This window comes from Nostoc sp. C117 (genome assembly GCF_043099735.1).
GTDB lineage: Bacteria > Cyanobacteriota > Cyanobacteriia > Cyanobacteriales > Nostocaceae > Nostoc.
The window spans coordinates 844721-864325 of the sequence record NZ_CP170991.1 but is presented as its reverse complement, the minus strand read 5'-3'; the positions used below and the strand labels follow the sequence as shown (position 1 = coordinate 864325).

At 42.3% G+C, this 19605-nt stretch carries 15 protein-coding genes; 8 read left to right on the top strand and 7 right to left on the bottom strand.

The genetic code is table 11. The features are described from left to right. Window positions 1-25: 25 nt before the first annotated feature. From prmC to ACFG4S_RS05225, 3 genes are all read left to right on the top strand, one after another. A complete protein-coding gene (gene prmC / locus ACFG4S_RS05235) occupies window positions 26-916 on the top strand; it encodes a peptide chain release factor N(5)-glutamine methyltransferase (RefSeq protein WP_392533789.1) in 891 nt (296 codons plus the stop codon). A gap of 312 nt (window positions 917-1228) precedes the next feature. After that, window positions 1229-1837: an L-threonylcarbamoyladenylate synthase gene (locus ACFG4S_RS05230; RefSeq protein ID WP_392533788.1), complete on the top strand. Its 609-nt coding sequence runs from the start codon at window positions 1229-1231 to the stop codon at window positions 1835-1837. A gap of 98 nt (window positions 1838-1935) precedes the next feature. Then, window positions 1936-2859, top strand: a complete 924-nt coding sequence (locus ACFG4S_RS05225) for a sensor histidine kinase (protein ID WP_392533787.1) — start codon at window positions 1936-1938, stop codon at window positions 2857-2859. Here the strand turns inward: ACFG4S_RS05225 and ACFG4S_RS05220 are convergent. The 7 genes from ACFG4S_RS05220 to ACFG4S_RS05190 all read right to left on the bottom strand — a co-directional run bounded on the left by ACFG4S_RS05220 (window position 2819) and on the right by ACFG4S_RS05190 (window position 9733). Further along, window positions 2819-3289, bottom strand: a complete 471-nt coding sequence (locus tag ACFG4S_RS05220; protein ID WP_392533786.1) for a GNAT family N-acetyltransferase — start codon at window positions 3287-3289, stop codon at window positions 2819-2821. The genes ACFG4S_RS05225 and ACFG4S_RS05220 overlap by 41 nt on opposite strands. A 120-nt stretch (window positions 3290-3409) precedes the next feature. Then, window positions 3410-3823, bottom strand: coding sequence for a hypothetical protein (locus ACFG4S_RS05215; RefSeq protein WP_392533785.1), 414 nt, complete (start codon window positions 3821-3823; stop codon window positions 3410-3412). Between the two features lie 53 nt (window positions 3824-3876). Beyond that, a complete protein-coding gene (gene secF, locus ACFG4S_RS05210) occupies window positions 3877-4854 on the bottom strand; it encodes a protein translocase subunit SecF (RefSeq protein WP_392533784.1) in 978 nt (325 codons plus the stop codon). Next, entirely contained in the window at window positions 4851-6269 is a 1419-nt protein-coding gene (gene secD / locus ACFG4S_RS05205) for a protein translocase subunit SecD (RefSeq protein WP_392533783.1), read from the bottom strand. The genes secF and secD overlap by 4 nt, the downstream gene beginning before the upstream one ends. A 228-nt stretch (window positions 6270-6497) precedes the next feature. Beyond that, window positions 6498-7481 (bottom strand): alpha-ketoacid dehydrogenase subunit beta, encoded by a 984-nt coding sequence (locus tag ACFG4S_RS05200; protein ID WP_334743955.1) that lies wholly within the window; start codon window positions 7479-7481, stop codon window positions 6498-6500. Window positions 7482-7913: 432 nt separating this feature from the next. Beyond that, window positions 7914-8903 carry a porphobilinogen synthase gene (hemB, locus tag ACFG4S_RS05195; RefSeq protein ID WP_392533782.1) on the bottom strand — a complete coding sequence of 330 codons (990 nt, stop codon included), beginning with the start codon at window positions 8901-8903 and terminating at the stop codon, window positions 7914-7916. 470 nt (window positions 8904-9373) lie between these two features. Continuing rightward, window positions 9374-9733, bottom strand: a complete 360-nt coding sequence (locus tag ACFG4S_RS05190) for a DUF4870 domain-containing protein (RefSeq protein ID WP_392533781.1) — start codon at window positions 9731-9733, stop codon at window positions 9374-9376. Window positions 9734-9855: 122 nt separating this feature from the next. On the opposite strand from ACFG4S_RS05190, the gene prfC reads away from it, so the two are divergent. From prfC to ACFG4S_RS05165, 5 genes are all read left to right on the top strand, one after another. Beyond that, window positions 9856-11484, top strand: coding sequence for a peptide chain release factor 3 (prfC, locus tag ACFG4S_RS05185; RefSeq protein WP_392533780.1), 1629 nt, complete (start codon window positions 9856-9858; stop codon window positions 11482-11484). A 205-nt stretch (window positions 11485-11689) separates the two neighbouring features. Next, on the top strand, window positions 11690-13981 hold the full coding sequence (locus tag ACFG4S_RS05180) for a M48 family metalloprotease (protein WP_392533779.1): 2292 nt from the start codon (window positions 11690-11692) through the stop codon (window positions 13979-13981). Window positions 13982-14583: 602 nt separating this feature from the next. Further along, a complete protein-coding gene (locus ACFG4S_RS05175; protein WP_392533778.1) occupies window positions 14584-15081 on the top strand; it encodes an RNA recognition motif domain-containing protein in 498 nt (165 codons plus the stop codon). A 1240-nt stretch (window positions 15082-16321) separates the two neighbouring features. Continuing rightward, window positions 16322-17590 carry a glycosyltransferase family 4 protein gene (locus ACFG4S_RS05170; protein WP_392533777.1) on the top strand — a complete coding sequence of 423 codons (1269 nt, stop codon included), beginning with the start codon at window positions 16322-16324 and terminating at the stop codon, window positions 17588-17590. 241 nt (window positions 17591-17831) lie between these two features. Beyond that, entirely contained in the window at window positions 17832-19553 is a 1722-nt protein-coding gene (locus tag ACFG4S_RS05165; protein WP_392533776.1) for an NFACT family protein, read from the top strand. Window positions 19554-19605: the final 52 nt, after the last annotated feature.

The window sequence follows — 19605 nt, the reverse complement described above, 5'->3', positions numbered from 1 at the left end:
TAGTTATGGACTCCAAGGTTGAGACATGGAGGAGAAACATCTGATAGTTTCTGGTTCAGAACTTTGGCAGTGGCGAAATGCAGCTATCGAAGCAGCAAGAGCCACTGATGTCTCACCAACAGAGGTAGATTGGCTACTCCTAGAAGTTGCGGGGTTAGACCGCTTGGCGCTTCGCTTGGAGTCTTTCAAAAACTGGCCGCAAATTCAGTTGCAATTGCCTTTGGAAGAGTTAGACCAGCTGTGGCAGAGGCGATTAAATGACCGCTTGCCAGTGCAGTATATTGCGGGTGCTACAACTTGGCGTCAGTTTAAAATCGCCGTATCGAATGCGGTTTTGATTCCAAGACCAGAGACAGAGTGTTTAATTGATTTAGCTTTGGCCTCTGCTGCCAATACTTCAGGACACTGGGCAGATTTGGGTACTGGAAGTGGTGCGATCGCCATCGGATTAGCAGATGTCTTGCCAAAAGCCACAATTCATGCAGTGGATTACAGTTTAGCAGCTCTAGCGATCGCCCAAGCCAACGCCGATGATTTGGGTTTTGCTGACCGGATTCAATTTTATCAAGGTTCCTGGTGGGAGCCACTGGCATTGTTAAAAGGTCAATTCAGTGGTGTGGTGTCAAACCCTCCTTACATCCCTACCAGCATCTTACCTACTTTGCAACCAGAAGTAGTTAACCATGAACCGCATCTAGCTTTGGATGGTGGTGGTGATGGCTTAGATTGCATACGCCATTTGATAGAAATCTCCTCTAGTTATTTGCAACCTGGTGGCATCTTGCTAATTGAGATGATGGCTGGACAAGCCGATACAGTGCAAGAAATTTTGCAAAATCAAGGTAATTATTGCAATATTCAAATTCACGCGGATTTAGCTGGAATTGAACGCTTCGCCCTAGCTTATAGAAGTTAGGGTTTCCCTTACCCAATTTGGCTATGTCCATCAGTCTGAGCAGAGTAAGCTTATCTAACGATCAAAGTGGAAGATCGATTGCAATACTTGTCGGGTTTTGGGGAAAAGGGGAAGGGGAAAGGGGAAAGAAAAAACCTTTAACCTTTACCCTTTTACCTTTTCCCAAAACCCAATTCCGAGTTAAAAATGCACAAAGCGTGCAGTATTGAGATCGATTGTACTTTTGCTGAGGATTCTTGCTGTATTCGCTCTTTCCAGAAAGTTATATTTCTTTATAGATATTGAATTTTTCTCACCGACTTACTTAGCAAGATGACGCAAGTTTCCCTCACAGACCTAATAGCTGGCGCACGCGCTGGCTTTTTGGTAAGTTTTCCCACCGATACTGTTCCTGCACTTGCAGCAGCACCCGAAAAAGCAGCATTAATTTTTGCGGCAAAGCAACGCAGTCAAGACAAACCTTTGATTTTGATGGCTGCTAATGCTGAGGATTTGTGGCCTTATGTCAAAGGTAGTGATAGCGAGTATAAAATTTGGCAAGAAGTAGCAGACCAATATTGGCCAGGAGGGCTGACGTTAGTTTTACCAGCTTCAGATCGCTTACCAAAAGTTATGAACCCCATTGACCCAACAACAATCGGTATTCGAGTACCGAAAAGTGCGATCGCTCAATCTATTTTGGCGCAAACAGGCCCTCTTGCCACCACTAGCGCCAATTTTTCCGGTCAGCCACCTTTACAAACAATGGCAGAAATTGAGACTCAGTTTCCTCAAGTTCTGACTTTAGCAACGACAGAATACCAGGGTGAAATACTAGGGATGGGTATACCTTCCACCGTTGCTAAATGGACAGGGGGAAATTGGCATATTTTGCGACAAGGTGCCATCAAGTTAGATTTATCGAGTGCTAACCAGATATAGGTGGCTATAATGTTGTTTTCCTGGTTTCAACAGCTGATAAATCCGGAACTTTAATTTACGCTGTTGTGGCCAATTAACAACTTAATAATTGTCAAGATATGAATTGGAGTAACTGGATATATTTAGGAGTAGGAATAGCACTAGGTCTGAGTTTCCATAGGTTATTTGCGCGATGGCCAAAAACTTCATCTAGCTCATCCCCAGTAGTCTCATTAGACCAACAGGATATGCCACCAATATCGCAACAGATGCAGCAAACGCAGCTGGCATACCAAATGGCAAGGGAAATGAGCCTGTTTAAAGCTGGTTTTTTAGCACGGACTACCCATGAATTGCGATCGCCCCTTAATGGTCTAATTGGCTTACATCAGTTAATTTTGTCAGATTTGTGCGAAGACCCAGCTGAAGAGCGAGAGTTTATTGCCCAAGCTCATGAGCGAACTCTGAAAATGCTAAAGCTCATGGATGAAATTCTCAACGTTGCCAGAACCGAGCATGGTACAAATAAACTTGATATTCAGCCCAGACTATTAGCCAATATTTTGGAGGAAGTTCATAAATTAACTTATATGCTGGCGGCAAATCGCAATTTTCCTTTGCAATTGATACCAGCCGATCCAGAAATTTATGTTTTGGCAGATTCTCTCTGGCTCCGCCAAATATTAATCAGTTTAATAGATACTGCTATTACTCAGATGGAAGAAGGCAGTATCTATATTTCTAGCAACCCTGCACCTGCAAATAATTTTGTTAACATTTGGCTGGATGTGCCAACCCATGCCATACCCTGGAGCGAGCCGATTGATTTGCTCAAATCTCAAGATCTGCCCAACGAGAATAACTTAAAGAATGCTACTCTTTCTCCAGGAATGAGATTCTTAATTAATCAGACTTTGGTGGAAGTTATGGAAGGAAAGCTAGAAATCCTACCTTCTCCAATTGTCAAAGAAACACCTGGGCAGCTCACCAGAATACAAATTTCTATTCCCCTAGTGATTCTTGAAGCTGAACTTCTGTATTAGGAACGAAACTCAGCTTAGCTAGGTTATGTATAACCATCGTAGTCGTAGTGTTGGGCTGGAAACCAATCTTTTTGTAGAATTCTTGCTGGTTAGTAGTCATTAGGTAAATGCGCTCAACCCATCTCATACGGGGATGACTCAAAATGGTTTCGACTAAATTGGTTCCCACACCACTACTTCGATATTCTGGATGAATCACAACATCCCAAATCGTCGCGCGATAGATGCCATCAGATGTTGCTCTAGCAAAGCCAATGAGCCGCTCGCTATCAGACACAGAAATCACTGGCTCACTGTTGGCAATGGCTATGCTTAAATCCTCAATACTACGTCCCTTTGCCCAGAAAGCTGAAATGTTTAACAGTTCTTGGAGTTGGTAAAGATCAATTTCAGACTTGCGATCGCTAAATTGAATTTGAGGATTATTCATGTATGGCACCGAGTTTTAGCACTATCTTTGACTATGTACTAAGTCATATTTTGCTACAAATTAATCAACATGTGGTGTCTATATGCAAGGATTTCAAAATTGACTCACATAACCCAATATTTAATTACAAACCCACTTCCACAGAGGATGAGTTGGTCCCTGTTGACGTATCCGATAAACTTGTTTTTCTAAACGTTGTTTTTCTGGCTCTGGTAGTCCAAACAAGATATTCCGGCTTTGCCAAACTAAAACAGCAGCGGTCATCCCAATACAAAATGCTAAACCAAATGTGGATAGTGGATGGTAGAAGAGTCCATATCGTACTGCTACCCAGGTAAAATATTGTTGCCACAGAGAAATTTCTTCACGTAGATCCCACAAAGAAACAGGGGCAATAGTCAGCCATAAACAGCTGACAAATAACCACCTGCCATATACTGTCAGTCGATGTAGCCTTTGTACTTGTTGAATAAAGGATGCATCAGAGTTCTGAAAGTCTGGGTTAGAGATTAATGGTTCTTCTGGTTGATCCATAGGGCAATAAAATTCTAAAGCCTGGCTGGCAGGTCTGTGAAATGCAGACAAGTTTAACTATCCTGGGAACTGGCAGATGTATCAATCGGCTCTGTATTATCTATTACCTGGGATTGACTCCTACCCTCCCGCCACCAAGCAAGAAGAGTACTGGCGATGAAAATACTGGAATATGCACCCATTGTAAATCCAATAATTAAGGCCAGGGCGAAGTTTCTCAGGGTTTCACCACCAAATAGAAACAGAGAAAATAATGTTAGCAAAACAGTTAACGTGGTATTAATCGATCGCGTTAAAGTTTGATTGATTGCATCATCAACAACTTTGTCAATCCCATCGCCAGGATGTTGATTCAGTATTTCTCGAATGCGATCGTAGATGACCACGGTATCTGTCACCGAGAAACCAGTAATAGTCAAAATAGCAACGACAAAAAGGCTATCAACTTCAATGCCTACTACTAATCCTAAGATGGAGAAAACACCCAGGGTAATTAAAACATCATGGAACAAGGCAAGAATTGCGATTACGGCATAGTCTACCTGGAACCGCACACTTAAATAAATAACGATCCCAGCAAAGGAGACAATCAGAGCTAATAACCCTTGGGTAAATAGCTGACGACCAAGTGTTGGTCCAACGGTGTCAATTTGAGTGGCTTTCGGGTTAAAGGCTCCAATTTTGTCACTCAAAGCTGCTTGCAACTGGGTGCGTTGATCGACATTTAATGTCTTTGTCCGAATGGATATTCCCTGTTGTTTTTGACCAACAACTTGAATACTACTATTATTTAACTTCTCGGCGTCAACTACTTCCCTGACATGAGAAATTTCAATCGGTTGAGTGCAGCTGTTTGGTTGTGTACAATCACGTTCAAATTGTAATCGCGTACCACCAACAAAATCTAAACTGGGACGTAGTGGCGCGCCTAGTTGTTGCCAAGAAATCACCATCGCTACGATGCTAACGATCATTAGGGTGGCAGAAATTGTCCACCAAATTTTCCGGCGTTTGATGACACTAAATTTCATGACTGCACCTCCGCACCAGACTTAATTGACGTTGAGAGATTGGGACAAAACAACTCTGGCTTACGCAAGTTGGGAAATCCCAATGTTAGGAACAGTAGTGTGCGACTACAAGTAATCGCAGTAAACAAATTCACCCCTAACCCTAGCGCCAATGTCAAAGCAAAACCTTTAACTAAACCTGCTCCTAACCAAAACAGTGCTGCACAAGAAATTAATGATGTGACATGACTATCTAAAATGCTAGACCAAGCTCGGTAGAATCCTGACTCTACAGAACGATATAAAGTTTTACCACCACGTAGTTCTTCACGGGTGCGCTCAAAAATCAATACGTTAGCGTCAACTGCCATACCGATACTGAGGATAAACCCAGCAATACCGGGGAGAGTTAATGTAATGCCTAGCAAAGCGAAGGTGGCATAGGTCAATAGCGCATAGATAATCAAAGAAAAGTCGGCAATTAACCCTGGTAGTCGGTAGTAAACTAACATGAAAATTAATACTAACAGCAATCCACCGATACCAGCGTAAATACTGCGTTGAATACTATCTTTACCTAAAGTTGCCCCGACGGTACGGTTTTCAACGATTTCTACTGGTACGGGTAATGCGCCACCCCGTAGCTGTACGCCTAAGTCATTGGCTTGTTGTGCGGTAAACCTTCCTGTAATCACCGCAGAACCACCAGTAATACCTGTGGAGGCAAATTCTATACCCACTGTAGGAGCGCTGATCAGTTCATTATCCAGAAAAACACCAATGCTACGCCCAGTACCAGCGAGATTTTTGGTTAAATTGGCAAACAGTTCACCACCCTTTTGGTCGAAGCGAATACCAACATGCCAGTTGTTACCTTGACTTGGTTCACCGTAGGCATCCTTGAGGTATTTGCCAATGAGTGGTGGATTGGTGCTTTCAAACAATTCTGCGATCGCTTGATTATTTTTCTGTAAATCTTCTTGATTTTTGGCAATTGCGGCTTTATCGGTACTCTTTCTCAACTCTTCTTGCTTTAGCTTCATTTCAGCTCGTGATGTTTGGAAAGCTAAGAGTTGAGTTTCTGTATTCGGCTTTTGGGTGCGAAATTCTAACTGCGCTGTACCCCCTAACACCCGTTCAGCTTGCTCTGGATCGTTGACTCCTGGTAATTGCACCAATATTTTATCTGAACTGACTGTTTGAATTACTGGCTCGGAAACACCTAGACCATTAATCCGACCTTCGACAACTTTCTTCACACCTTCCAATTCTCGTTCGGTGATTTTGGGAATTTCCGCTGATGGTTTCACCTGAATTGTTAGCTGTGAACCTCCCCGTAAGTCAAGTCCAAGAGGTATCGGAATTGTAGCAATCACCGTAATAGCGGCGATTATCAGGACTAAAATTAAAATTAATAGCGATCGCTGTCTTTGCATACCATAACTCGCAACTGACAAACGCTATGATAGCGCTCTTTTGCAGCATCATGAGTTACGAATCTCGCTTCGCCGATAGGATTTTTACTGGTACAGGTAATGCTGCTTAAACACTTCACCACCCTTTTTGTCAAAGCGAATGGCAATATTCCCATTTTTACCTTTGACTGAGTTAAAAGTTAAGAGTTATGAGTGAGAGTTTTTACTCATAACTCTAAGCTTTAATTTTTAAACCCGCAACGCTACCATTTTTTCCACAGCTTCAACTATTTGCTCTGGTTGGATGATTGTCAGTCGTTCCAGATTGCCGTTATAAGGTGTGGGGATATCTTGGGAAGAAAGCCGCAGCACTGGGGCATCTAATTCATCGAATAAGCGATCGTTTATTGAAGCGATGACTTCTGCTCCAATACCCGCAGTTCGCATGGATTCTTCCACAACAATGACTTTATGGGTTTTTCTGACCGATGCACCAATGGTATCAAAATCTAATGGCTTAAGCGATATTAAATCAATAACTTCTGGATCGTATCCTTGTTTTTCAAGAGTTTTTACTGCTTGTAGTACATGATGTCTCATGCGAGAATAAGTGATAATTGTGACATCTTTACCCTGACGCACTATTTCAGCTTTATCCAAAGGCAGCAAATATTCTTCTTCTGGTAAATCTTCTTTTAAGTTGTAAAGCAGAACGTGTTCAAAGAACAACACCGGGTTATCATCGCGGATGGCGGATTTGAGTAATCCTTTAGCGTTTCTTGGTGTAGAGCAAGCAACAATCTTCAACCCTGGCACAGCTTGAAAATAGGTTTCTAATCGCTGGGAATGTTCTGCCCCTAGCTGCCGTCCTACTCCTCCAGGACCGCGAATTACCATCGGAATTTTAAAGTTCCCGCCAGAAGTATAGCGCAGCATTCCTGCGTTATTAGATATTTGATTGAAGGCCAGGAGTAAGAAGCCCATATTCATACCTTCGATGATGGGGCGCAACCCAGTCATGGCTGCTCCCACGGCCATCCCAGTAAAACTATTTTCGGCGATCGGGGTATCTAGAATTCGGAGTTCGCCATACTTTTGGTACAGGTCTTTGGTAACTTTGTAGGAACCGCCGTAATGTCCTACGTCTTCACCAAGAACAAATACGCTGGAGTCACGCGCCATTTCTTCATCAATGGCTTCACGTAAGGCGTTGAAGAATAGTGTTTCTGCCATTTAGACCTTTAGTACAATTTATGGTTTTAGAATTTTATCGTGCTGCTGCCGCAAATACGGTGAGCGATCGCACTAGTTAGAGTTTAGGTTCTTTAAACAAACCTCTTCATTGAAGCAAAAATATCAGGAACGTGCAGCCAAAAAAACGCCAAGCTATTTTCTTTTATAAGCGATCGCTGTCTATAACTAAGCTCATTCCCTAGAATTGTATCTTCAGTGCTTAAAATTGAGCGATAAATCGCTGACTACAAACCCATCAAAATTAATGGTACATATAGAACACTAATGGTCTGTCGCAAAAGTTCTGAAGGGTTATAAAAGTTTGTAGTAAGCACTTCAGTGCTTAAAATTGAGCGATAAATCGCTGACTACAAACCCATCAAAATTAATGCGATAGACCACTAGGATCAAAGGATTGTTGTGTCTTTAAACTTAGGAGTGTGAATTTAACCATCGCGCCGCGTCTTTGGCATGATAAGTCAAAATCAAATCTGCTCCAGCGCGTTTAAATCCAGTTAGAGTTTCCAAAACCACCCGCTCTTCATCAATCCAACCATTGAGAGCCGCAGCTTTCACCATTGAATACTCACCGGAAACATTGTAAGCTGCAACAGGTAAGTTACTCGCTTCTTTCACCCGCCAGATAATGTCCATGTATGCCAAAGCTGGCTTAACCATGAGCATATCAGCACCTTCGGCGATATCCAATTCAATCTCTTTAATTGCTTCGCGGGCGTTACCTGGGTCCATTTGGTAAGTTCTTCTATCCCCAAATTGTGGTGTCGAGTCTGCTGCATCCCGAAATGGACCATAATAACCCGAAGCGTACTTAGCAGCATAAGACATAATCGGTGTGTCTTGAAATCCGGCTTCATCCAAACCGGCACGAATTGCCTGAACAAAGCCATCCATCATCCCTGAAGGCGCAATAATATCAGCACCAGCATTTGCTTGGGAAACTGCTGTTTTTTTCAACAATTCCAGAGTTGGGTCATTTAAAACTCTTCCTGTTAAATCACCAACTTGTAAATAACCACAGTGACCGTGACTGGTATACTCACATAAACAAGTATCAGCAACTACAATCAAATCTGGCACTGCTGCTTTTACTGCCGTCGCAGCTTTTTGGACAATTCCGCAATCATGCCAAGCCCCAGTGGCATCCACGTCTTTATCAGCCGGAATACCAAATAAAATAATTCCCGGAATTCCTAAGTCATAAACTTCTTTTGCCTCTTCGACAATTTTATCTACCGAAAGTTGGTAGACTCCGGGCATCGATTTCACCTCGTTAGCGATTCCCTCACCCGGTACGGCAAATAGTGGATAAATAAAATCGTTTGTTGTCAAAACAGTTTCACGAACCATCCGGCGCAGTTGGGGATGGGTACGCAGACGGCGGGGGCGATGTATAGGAAACATAAAATTTTATGAAGAAAACCAACGCAATGGACACAAAACAAAGCGTCATAAAAGCAGGCTAAAAATTTCCTGCCGTCAGACAGACTATAAACAGTGCTTAACTGTCCTTTGCCCTACTCTTAATCAAGCTGTGGGGCAATTTTGTATTTTACAGCTTGGTTGACATCTATCTGACGAAGGGAAAACAATATTACAAAATGGGCATAGAGTATGGGGCATTGTATCTATAAATATGAAGTAGTATTTTCAAGTCAAGCAATAGAGCATAGGTAATCAAAAATAATTGGCAATTACCAATGCTCAATGCCCTTCAGGATTGCTGTATATGGATAGCGGGGCTAGCACATGCTCAGTAGTGAGTGCTGAGTGGGTAATTTCAGTTCTTTACTCAGAACTCAGAACGGGCTAGCCCCGCTACGACTAACGGAACTGTTTTGCCCAATCCCCAATGCCCAATATAATAATTTCTACTACAAAAATCGGAAAATATAGGGATAACGAAAGGGTGTATCAGGATTGCTAAAAACGTGGGTGATTGCCCAAATTGTTAGTCCCCAATGCAACAAATACCCGATACCTGCTAGCGGTCCGAGTAATAATAATGGTAATACTAACCAACCGAATAGAAAAAACAGTGCTGCCAGAATCCCTCCATAAAACCAGACGTTAAAGTGGAAGTTGATAGATTCTTTGGCGTTTTCTTTAACAACAGGATCGTCAGATACGAGCAGTATGGCAATAGGTATGCCTACAGATACAAACGTAGTGCTGAAAAAAATAGCTCCATGCGACAAGGCAGAGAGAAGCTTTCGCTTGTCTGTGTCGTACATTTTTTTCTCCTATTTAGTCAGATTGTTGGTTATATTACGACCCTATCACGAGCATCGTTGTCTTAAGATTAAAAGACTTGCCAGAGTAAAAAAATTAAGCAAGCTTTCAAACAAATACAGTTATGTCTACTGAGCTTCAGTCTGAACTTCTTCAAGCAGTTGAACTGCGCCGCAACTTTGCAATTATATCTCACCCTGATGCTGGTAAAACTACACTTACCGAAAAGCTACTACTATACGGAGGTGCAATTCACGAAGCTGGGGCAGTCAAGGCGCGACGAGCGCAACGTAAGGCTACCTCAGACTGGATGGCGATGGAACAACAACGGGGTATTTCCATTACATCTACAGTTTTGCAATTTGAATACCGAAACTGTCAAATAAATTTATTAGACACTCCCGGTCACCAAGATTTCAGTGAAGATACTTATCGCACCCTTGCTGCGGCGGATAATGCAGTGATGCTAATTGATGCAGCAAAAGGTTTGGAACCTCAAACCCGGAAATTATTTGAAGTCTGTAAATTGCGGGGTATCCCGATTTTTACATTTGTGAATAAGCTCGATCGCCCAGGTCGAGAACCTCTAGAACTTTTAGATGAAATTGAGCAAGAATTGAAGTTGCAAACCTATGCGGTCAACTGGCCAATTGGGATGGGCGATCGCTTTAAAGGTGTTTTTGACCGAAACAAGCAACAAATCCACCTGTTTGAGCGGAGCGCCCACGGTAGCCGAGAAGCCCGTGATACAATCATAGAACTAGGCGATCCAAGAATAGAAGAGTTGCTAGAACAAGACCTCTACTATCAACTGAAAAACGATCTAGAACTGTTAGAAGGAGTTGGTCCAGAGCTAGATTTACAGTTGGTACACGAAGGCAAAATGACGCCAGTGTTCTTTGGTAGCGCTATGACTAACTTTGGGGTAGAATTATTCCTCAAATACTTCCTCGACTATGCCCTGAAACCCGGTTCTCACAACAGCAGTGTTGGCGAACTTCTCCCCACATACCCGGAGTTTTCGGGGTTTGTCTTCAAACTGCAAGCGAATATGGACCCGAAGCACCGCGATCGCGTCGCATTTATCCGGGTTTGCACTGGTAAGTTTGAAAAAGATATGATGGTGAATCACGCTCGTATGGGTAAACTCATCCGTCTGTCCCGCCCGCAAAAACTCTTTGCTCAAGAGCGGGAATCGATTGATGTGGCTTATCCTGGCGATGTCATCGGTTTGAATAATCCCGGTGTTTTTGCGATCGGGGATACAATTTACACGGGTCAAAAGCTCGAATATGAGGGGATTCCCTATTTCTCACCGGAACTGTTTGCGACTCTCAGGAATCCCAACCCCTCGAAGTCTAAACAATTCCAAAAAGGCGTTGCGGAATTGCGCGAAGAAGGTGCTGTGCAAATTATGTATTCAACTGATGAAGCCAAGCGCGATCCAATTTTGGCCGCGGTGGGTCAGTTGCAATTCGAGGTGGTGCAGTTTCGCTTACAAAATGAGTATGGTGTAGAAACCATCTTAGATTTATTACCATACAGTGTCGCTCGTTGGGTTGAAGGTGGTTGGGAAGCATTGGAAAAGGTGGGACGGATATTCAATACCACTACAGTTAAAGACAGTATGGGACGCCCAGTGTTGCTATTCCGCAATGAATGGAATTGCCAACAATTACAAGGCGACCATCCAGAGTTGAAATTAAGCGCGAACGCCCCAGTATTATTTAGTCAACAACCAGTGGAGGAATGAAGAAGAATACAGAATACAGAATTCAGAATTCAGAATTAGTTCTACAGAAGAACCAACTGAATTCTGACGACTGGTGGCTTGATTCTTTCTCGATCCGTTCACTTGACAAGCAAAACTTGGGCGCAGTTGATTCCCACGGCATCCGAGGTTCGCGCTTTTGCCCAGACGTGGATCGTTTAGAAGAGATTGGAGTGCCAGAATTTGTATGCCTTCACATGCTAAATCGTCTTTGGAGGCTGGTTTAGTCGCCCTTAAGCAAGGAAATTACCAAACAGCGATCGCTCACTTAGAATCTGTGGCTAGCAGCGAAAGTAATGGGACTGCTAACTTACAAGCAAGGGTTGGCTTAGTGATGGCTTATGCTCGTAGTGGCGAAGTCTCTAAAGCGATCGCCATTTCCCAAAATCTCATTGAAAGTAACAATCCCCAAGTTCAAGAGTGGGCAACACGCGCTCTCGAACACCTGACAAAACGTAAAAAACCGGAACAAGAATCAAAAAATGTCGAAACTGGATTTGTTGTCTTTGAGAATTCATCCCCAGATAATCCTCCAGACACTCCTCCAGACACTCCCCTAGATACTCCTACACCAGAGGAGTCAAAAGACCAAGTAATAGAAACTAAGAACAACGAAATCCCGGCGATGGTGCCACTACCTAAACTCCAAGCTACTGTCGCACCACCGCCTCCTCCACCACCCCTAAGTGGTTTCATGGGTTCTGTCACCCGCACCCAAGCCAAACTATTCGGCGTTATTTATTGGCGACAAGCACAACGTGCCAGAGCATGGCAACCCCTGCGGAAGCCAAAATTGATACCTTTGCGACTACTGGCTGGCGGAACATTCATCGCCCTGTTTTGGGTGATGCGGGAAATCATCAAGTTAATATTGGGATCGATCAACAAGACTTTAGTCAAACTTCCCTATGTAGAACCATTTGATTTCTTATACAACGATCCGACTCGATTGTTGCTAATAGTATTCGTGATTTTAATTGCAGTATCACCTTGGTTACTTGATCTGCTGTTAGCAAACATGTATGGTCAACGAGAACTTACCAAAGATGTATTGAATGCTCGTAGTCGGGAAGCTGTGCGGGTGCTTCAACGCTGTTGTCAACAGCGGCATTGGCCATTACCAAAACTGCGAATTTTGCCAATGGCTGCACCAATTATCCTAACGTATGGTAGTTTACCACGTAACGCCAGGATTGTAGTTAGTCAAGGGTTGTTAGAGCAACTGGCAGATGATGAAATTGCCATTATTTACGCTACACAGCTAGGGCATATTGCTCACTGGGATTTTGCTGTGATGTCTTTGGTTTTATTGGTGACACTACCTATTTATAAGCTGTATCAGCAAATGTCGGAGTGGGGTAACAACATATCAGGCAAAATTTGGCGCTGGCCGGTGACAATTGTCGCTAGTCTGATTTATGGAATTTGGTGTTTGCTGAGTGGAACTGCATTGTGGTTGTCCCAGTTGCGACTTTATTATAGCGATCGCGTTGCAACTGAAATTACTGGTAATCCCAATGCCCTGATTCGTGCCTTACTGAAAATCTCCATTGGCATTGCCGCTGATATCCAAAAACAAGAACAGACTAGTTGGCAGTTAGAAAGCTTAAATCTGCTGACACCAGTCAGCCACCAACAAAGTCTGTCTTTAGGTACTATTGCTAGTAATCTCTCTTTTGAATCCTTTTTGAAATGGGATATAGCCAATCCCTATCGCCGATGGTTTACGATTAATAATAGCCATCCTCTGATGGGCGATCGCATCGAACGCCTCTGCCAAATAGCCCGTCACTGGCATCTAGAAACCGAGCTACATTTTCCTAACGAGCAACCATCAAAAGTTAAGCGTCAGTCTTTCTTATTACAAATCGCTCCCTGGTTAGGAATTCCTCTAGGAGTACTGTTTGCAGGTTTAGTTTGGCTAACGTGGCAATTAGCATTCACACTCAAGTTTTTAAACCTAAAGTGGATATATGATGATTGCTCTTTCATTACAGGCTGTCTTCTGATTGGCTTTAGCATCGGCACAGTGATCCGGATTAATTCTTTCTTCCCCGATATTAAACCTGCCACTGTGCAAGCTGACGACTGCCTACCCACCCTGTTAGCTGACCCTTCTGCCTTACCCATTGACAGCATCAGCGTCCGTATTGTCGGCAAACTATTAGGTCGTCAAGGCACTAGCAACTCCCTAGCCCAAGATTTAATCCTCCAATCAAGCGCGGGCTTGGTGAAATTACATCACATTTCTTGGCTAGGACAGCCAGTCAATCATCAGGATCTGATCGGTCGGCAAATTATCGTCACAGGTTGGTTCCGGCGAGGAGCAACACCTTGGATCGATATCCAAACCTTGGAAACTCAAAGTGGTAAAACTATGTATAGCCCTCATCCCATTTGGTCTTTTGTTTTGGCACTTGCAGCGCTGGCTTGGGGTGCATACATTTTTCTCAATGGTTCATTGGGCATTGGTCATTAGTCGTTAGCAAAGGACAAAATGTAAACAAAAGTTGCAGGTTTTCTTCACAAGTGTTACATTTATTTACACAAACAATAGCAACCGAAATAACTCAGCGCCATCGCTTTGTTATTCAATTCGGTGCTTTTCCCCCGCTCCATACCTTTTCATCCTCCCAACACAGCAGCAAATCAACCAGCCACTGGCTGGTTTTTGTTTCCAAATCTGCCCCATTGAATAAAAAAATGTGTTTTATGCTACGATGCAGTAATACTAAAGTCGAAAATGTATGCGCTAAACTAGCTAAGTAGAAAATACCGTGGTAATGTAAAGAATGGTATTTTATTCTGCAAAGACGGGCATCAAAGAAAGCGTGTACTTTGGCAGACAATAGGCTATTAAATTTACAATTCTTAGAATTAAGGTGTTATTAGCTCATCGTAGTGTGAGCCTTTGGATTAAACAAGCTTGATCCCAACGAAAAACTGTATTGTATAGGTTGATAGTTTGGAGCAAAAAAATTGGTTGAAGGCAGTCTTTATCAATAGCATCTATTTAAAAGCCAAAGCCAAGTGATTGTTTTCTCACCTTGCCATGTTCATTCAACTCCGGAGGTATAGTTCATGTCCGTTCGCCTATATATAGGTAATTTGCCCAAAGAAGAAATTGATCGTCAAGATCTGCAAGCAGTTTTTGCAGCTGAAGGTGATGCTGTAACTACTAAATTAATTAAAGACCGAAAAACTGGCAAATGCCGCGGTTTTGGTTTTCTGACAGTTAACAATGACGAACAAGCTGACCAAATAATTGAAAAGTATAATGGTCAGATGTTCAAAGACACCCCCATTAAGCTAGAAAAGGCATTACCTCGTACAAAGGGTGAGGAAGGCGAAGAGCAAGCTCCTAAACCAGTTACTGTTGCTAGTAGTAGTCCTACTCCTAGCGTTAACAAAGAAGGTAGTCGTCGCGAGAAAGGCTCTAAGAAGCCTCGTCGTGGCGGTGGTGGAGGTTCTCGTGAAAGCACCACAACTACAGAGTCAGATGCTATTCGTCCAGATCCCCGCTGGGCTTCAGAATTAGAAAAGCTCAAGCAGATGCTAGCTGCACAAACTACGAATTAATCCTTAAGGGAGAGAAATTAAAAATTAAAAATCAGAATTACTTTTTTTGATTTTTAATTTTTAATTGTCGATTATCATCTAGTTTGTTAGTTAAAAGCTATTTGCAACTCATTTTGTAATTCCTATGTTACAAAGTATACTTTTGAGTTTGCATCTAAATTATCCATAGTCAAAATAATTCATAATTACTAATTTATAATTATTACCGCACGGATGCCATTAATTCACTTGAGGATTTGCCAAGTGGAGTATTAGTTTATGAATTAAACATGACCCCAACTATTAGATGTAGTGTAGCGCCCCTTTGAGTAGGGGTTTAAATTCCTAGCAAAAAAATCAAGAACTTAAGTTCTTGATTTTTTTTAGTACTAAAGTGATTACTACGAAACCTATCAAAACTTTTGCAACAAACCATTAGTAGTTTGTCCCATTAACTTTGCAAGGTTTGTAGTGAGCGATAAATCGCTCAATTTTAAGCACTGAAGTGCTTACTACAAACTTTTATAACCCTTCAAAACTTTTGGGACAGACTATTAGTCCTAAATTGATCGGAATTTAGTGAAACGAGTATAAGGGGGACACTGCTATTTTTGGCAGAACGCACATTTTACTGAGCATAAAAATAACATAGATAAAAATATAACAATTCTCAAATCAAATAAAATATCTTCCACTCAAGCGAGTTATAAACCGGAACTCAATATTTATAGATCTTCGAACTCTCGAATTACTTAATTCCACCCGATTACAAGGAATTTGGGACTTATAGTATAAATAGCTGCATGTTATTATGCATATATAGTTATTTAAATTAAATTAAACTACACTGTAAGCATTAATTTAAAAGCATTATGCTTGTTTTACAATCAAATAGAGCAATATAAAATACTTAAGAGAAAAAGTATAAAAAGCAATTAATATTCTATCAATACTGGTATAAACAAGGTAATTACCTATAAATGTATGTATTTATAGAATTAGCTCTGCACCCACAAGACAAAGAATATATTTTCATCTATCACAAGTATTAGATATAAATATGGCGATTTATATCTAAAGGAATTAAATATAAATACTTAATCGAAAAGTATACTTCTGGTAGAGGATGTAAAAAAATATGAGCCATAGTAAATTAAAATCAATATTAGTCAAAGTTCTTAAACAATTCAGGTAAGCGTGCCATAACATACGCCAACTTGGAATCGGCTCAAACTTTGTTACAATCAGCAACACACAAACTATGAACTCTACCACCGAAAAACGTATCGCCTTGATTTCCGTCCACGGAGATCCGGCGATTGAAATAGGGAAAGAAGAAGCTGGGGGACAAAATGTGTACGTGCGGCATGTGGGTGAAGCGCTGGCGCAGCTAGGATGGGAAGTTGATATGTTTACCCGCAAAGTCAGTCTGGAGCAAGACTCGATTATTCAACATAAGGAAAATTGTCGAACTATTCGTTTAAAAGCTGGTCCCCTTGAGTTTGTGCCACGAGATGATATTTTTGGATATTTACCAGAATTTATCGATAATTTCCTCAAATTCCAAGAAAAAAATGATATTACATACGAGTTAGTTCACACTAACTACTGGCTTTCTAGCTGGGTAGGGATGCAGTTGAAGAAAATCAAAGAAATTAAACAGGTTCACACCTACCACTCTTTAGGAGCCGTAAAGTATAACACCATAGAGAATATTCCCCTAATTGCGAGTCAGCGATTAGCAGTGGAAAAAGAAGTGTTGGAGACAGCAGAACGAATTGTTGCCACGAGTCCGCAGGAAAATGAACATATGCGATCGCTAGTTTCGACTCAAGGCAATATCGACATTATTCCCTGCGGTACTGATATTCAGCGATTTGGTTCAATTGCACGGGAAGCAGCGAGATTGGAATTGGAAATCGATCGAGAAGCCAAAGTTGTATTATATGTAGGACGTTTTGACCAACGCAAAGGTATAGAAACCTTAGTACGTGCAGTGCGAGAGTCTAAATTCTCTGGATCAAAAAATCTTCGACTTATTATTGGTGGTGGTAGCACTCCGGGTAATAGCGATGGCATAGAACGCGATCGCATTGAGCAAATTGTCAATGAATTAGGGATGAGCGATTTTACCATTCTTCCTGGTCGTTTGAGTCAAGACATTTTGCCAACTTATTACGCAGCTGCGGATGTTTGCGTTGTTCCTAGTCACTACGAACCCTTTGGACTTGTAGCGATCGAAGCAATGGCAAGCAGTACGCCAGTAGTAGCAAGCGATGTGGGTGGACTTCAATTTACAGTAGTCAATGAAGAAACTGGTTTATTAGCACCACCCCAAGATGTCGCTGCCTTTGCAACTGCGATCGACAGAATTTTGTCGAATCCAGAATGGCGAGATGAACTGGGTAAAGCTGGTAGAAAACGCGTTGAAAATAAGTTTAGTTGGGATGGCGTTGCCAATCAACTGAGCGAACTCTATACCGAGATTTTGCAAGAAACAGCTAAAGAACCAGCATTACTTACCAAATAACTTCATAACCTTATTTGGTAATAGGTAATAGTAAATGAGTAGAGGCGCACAGATGTGCGCCTCTACTTAATATATATGTACCCTCTCAAATCTTCGACATTCCTAAAGACTGAAAAGACCCTATCTCAACCTTCTTGAAGCGTGTCTTAATTAGGAATTACGAATTAGTCTGATGTCAGTCTGAACCAGACACGATAGCATATACTGGGCATCAATGTTTGAACGCCAATGAATCATTTTTGTGCAACCAGTTGACTTTACTACCCTAACGGCTACTTGTAGCGAAATTCGCGCAAACTGGCTACCCTCACGGACAGAGCAGGTTTACCAGCGCGATCGCTACACCATTGCCATCGCATTACGCACCTTGAAACAGCGGGGTTGGCTAGAGATTTCTTGGCATCCTCAAGCTACACATATTTGCATTGGCGATCCGCCGCCACGAATACCAGATACCTTCACTTTTAGCCAACAACTGATACACCAATTGGGTGGTTTGGCTTTAGTGGCAATTGAAGCGATCGCTCCTTGGGAGCGTGTGATTGATTTACAATTTGCTCAACGTCCCGGAGAAAGCGCCCTATATCATGTGTATGCAGAAATTATGGGCAAGTACAGTAACGTCATTCTCACTGACGCCAACAATATAATTATCACCGCCGCCCATCAAGTTAGTCAGCAACAATCTAGCGTCCGTCCCATCCAAACCGGACAACCTTATGAAACACCACCGAAACTCACCGGCCCCGTTCCCAATTTGAGTGAATCTCAAGAACGCTGGCAAGAACGGGTAAGTTTAGTCCCAGGAGCAATCAAGCGGCAATTACTGAAAAGTTATCGGGGTTTGAGTGCAGCACTGCTAGAATCAATGTTATTAGCAGCAAATATCTCCTCAGAAACATCCACCGATAGCCTGAATCGTGACGACTGGCAAAGGCTGTTTCAGCGCTGGCAAGAATGGCTGCAAGTTTTGGATTCGAGTAAATTTCAACCAGCTTGGACAAAAGACGGCTACACAGTCATGGGTTGGGGTGGAGAGGGAAGCGTCAAAGACACCCAAACATTACTCTATCGCTACTACACCGATCAACTTAATCAACAGTTATTTTCCCAATTGCGCCATCAGTTGAGTCAGAAATTAAATAATATTTTGGCGAAATTACGCAATAAGGCTCAAACTTTTAAGACGCGCTTGCAGCAATCAGATCGAGCCGATGACTATCGGCAAAAAGCTGATTTATTGATGGCTCACCTGCAAAACTGGGAACCGGGGATGAAGGAGATTATCATCCCAGATTTTGAGACAAATCAGCCAGTAGCGATCGCTCTGCAACCCGATAAAAATGCTGTCCAAAATGCCCAAAGTCTATATAAACAGAACCAAAAACTCAAACGCGCTCGTGCTGCTGTTGAGCCGCTACTTTTAGAAGTGCAGACAGAAATTGACTATTTAGAACAAGTAGAAGCAGCGATCGCTCAGATAGAGAACTACCAAACGACAGAAGACTTGCAAGCTTTAGAAGAAATCCGCGAAGAACTGATTGGGCAAAAGTATCTAGAAGATCCAGAATACCGTAACCGCACTACCAATGAGGCCTCTAGCAGCAACTTTCATCATTACCTTACTCCTAGCGGCTTTGAAGTACTAATCGGTCGCAACAATCGCCAAAATGACCAATTGACCTTTCGCGTAGCTGGGGATTATGACCTTTGGTTCCACGCTCAAGAAATTCCCGGGAGCCATGTACTACTACGTCTAGAACCCGGTGCTGTTGCAGAAGAAACTGACTTGCAATTTGTCGCCAATCTGACCGCTTATTACAGTCGCGCCCGTCAGAGTGAACAAGTACCAGTAGTATACACTCAGCTAAAACATGTTTACAAACCCAAAGGAGCAAAACCGGGAATTGCCATTTACAAGCAAGAGACTATCCTCTGGGGAAAACCACAATTAGTAACTTAGTCATTGAGCAAAACAGTTCTGAGTGCTGAGTACTGAGTGCCGTAAATGGATA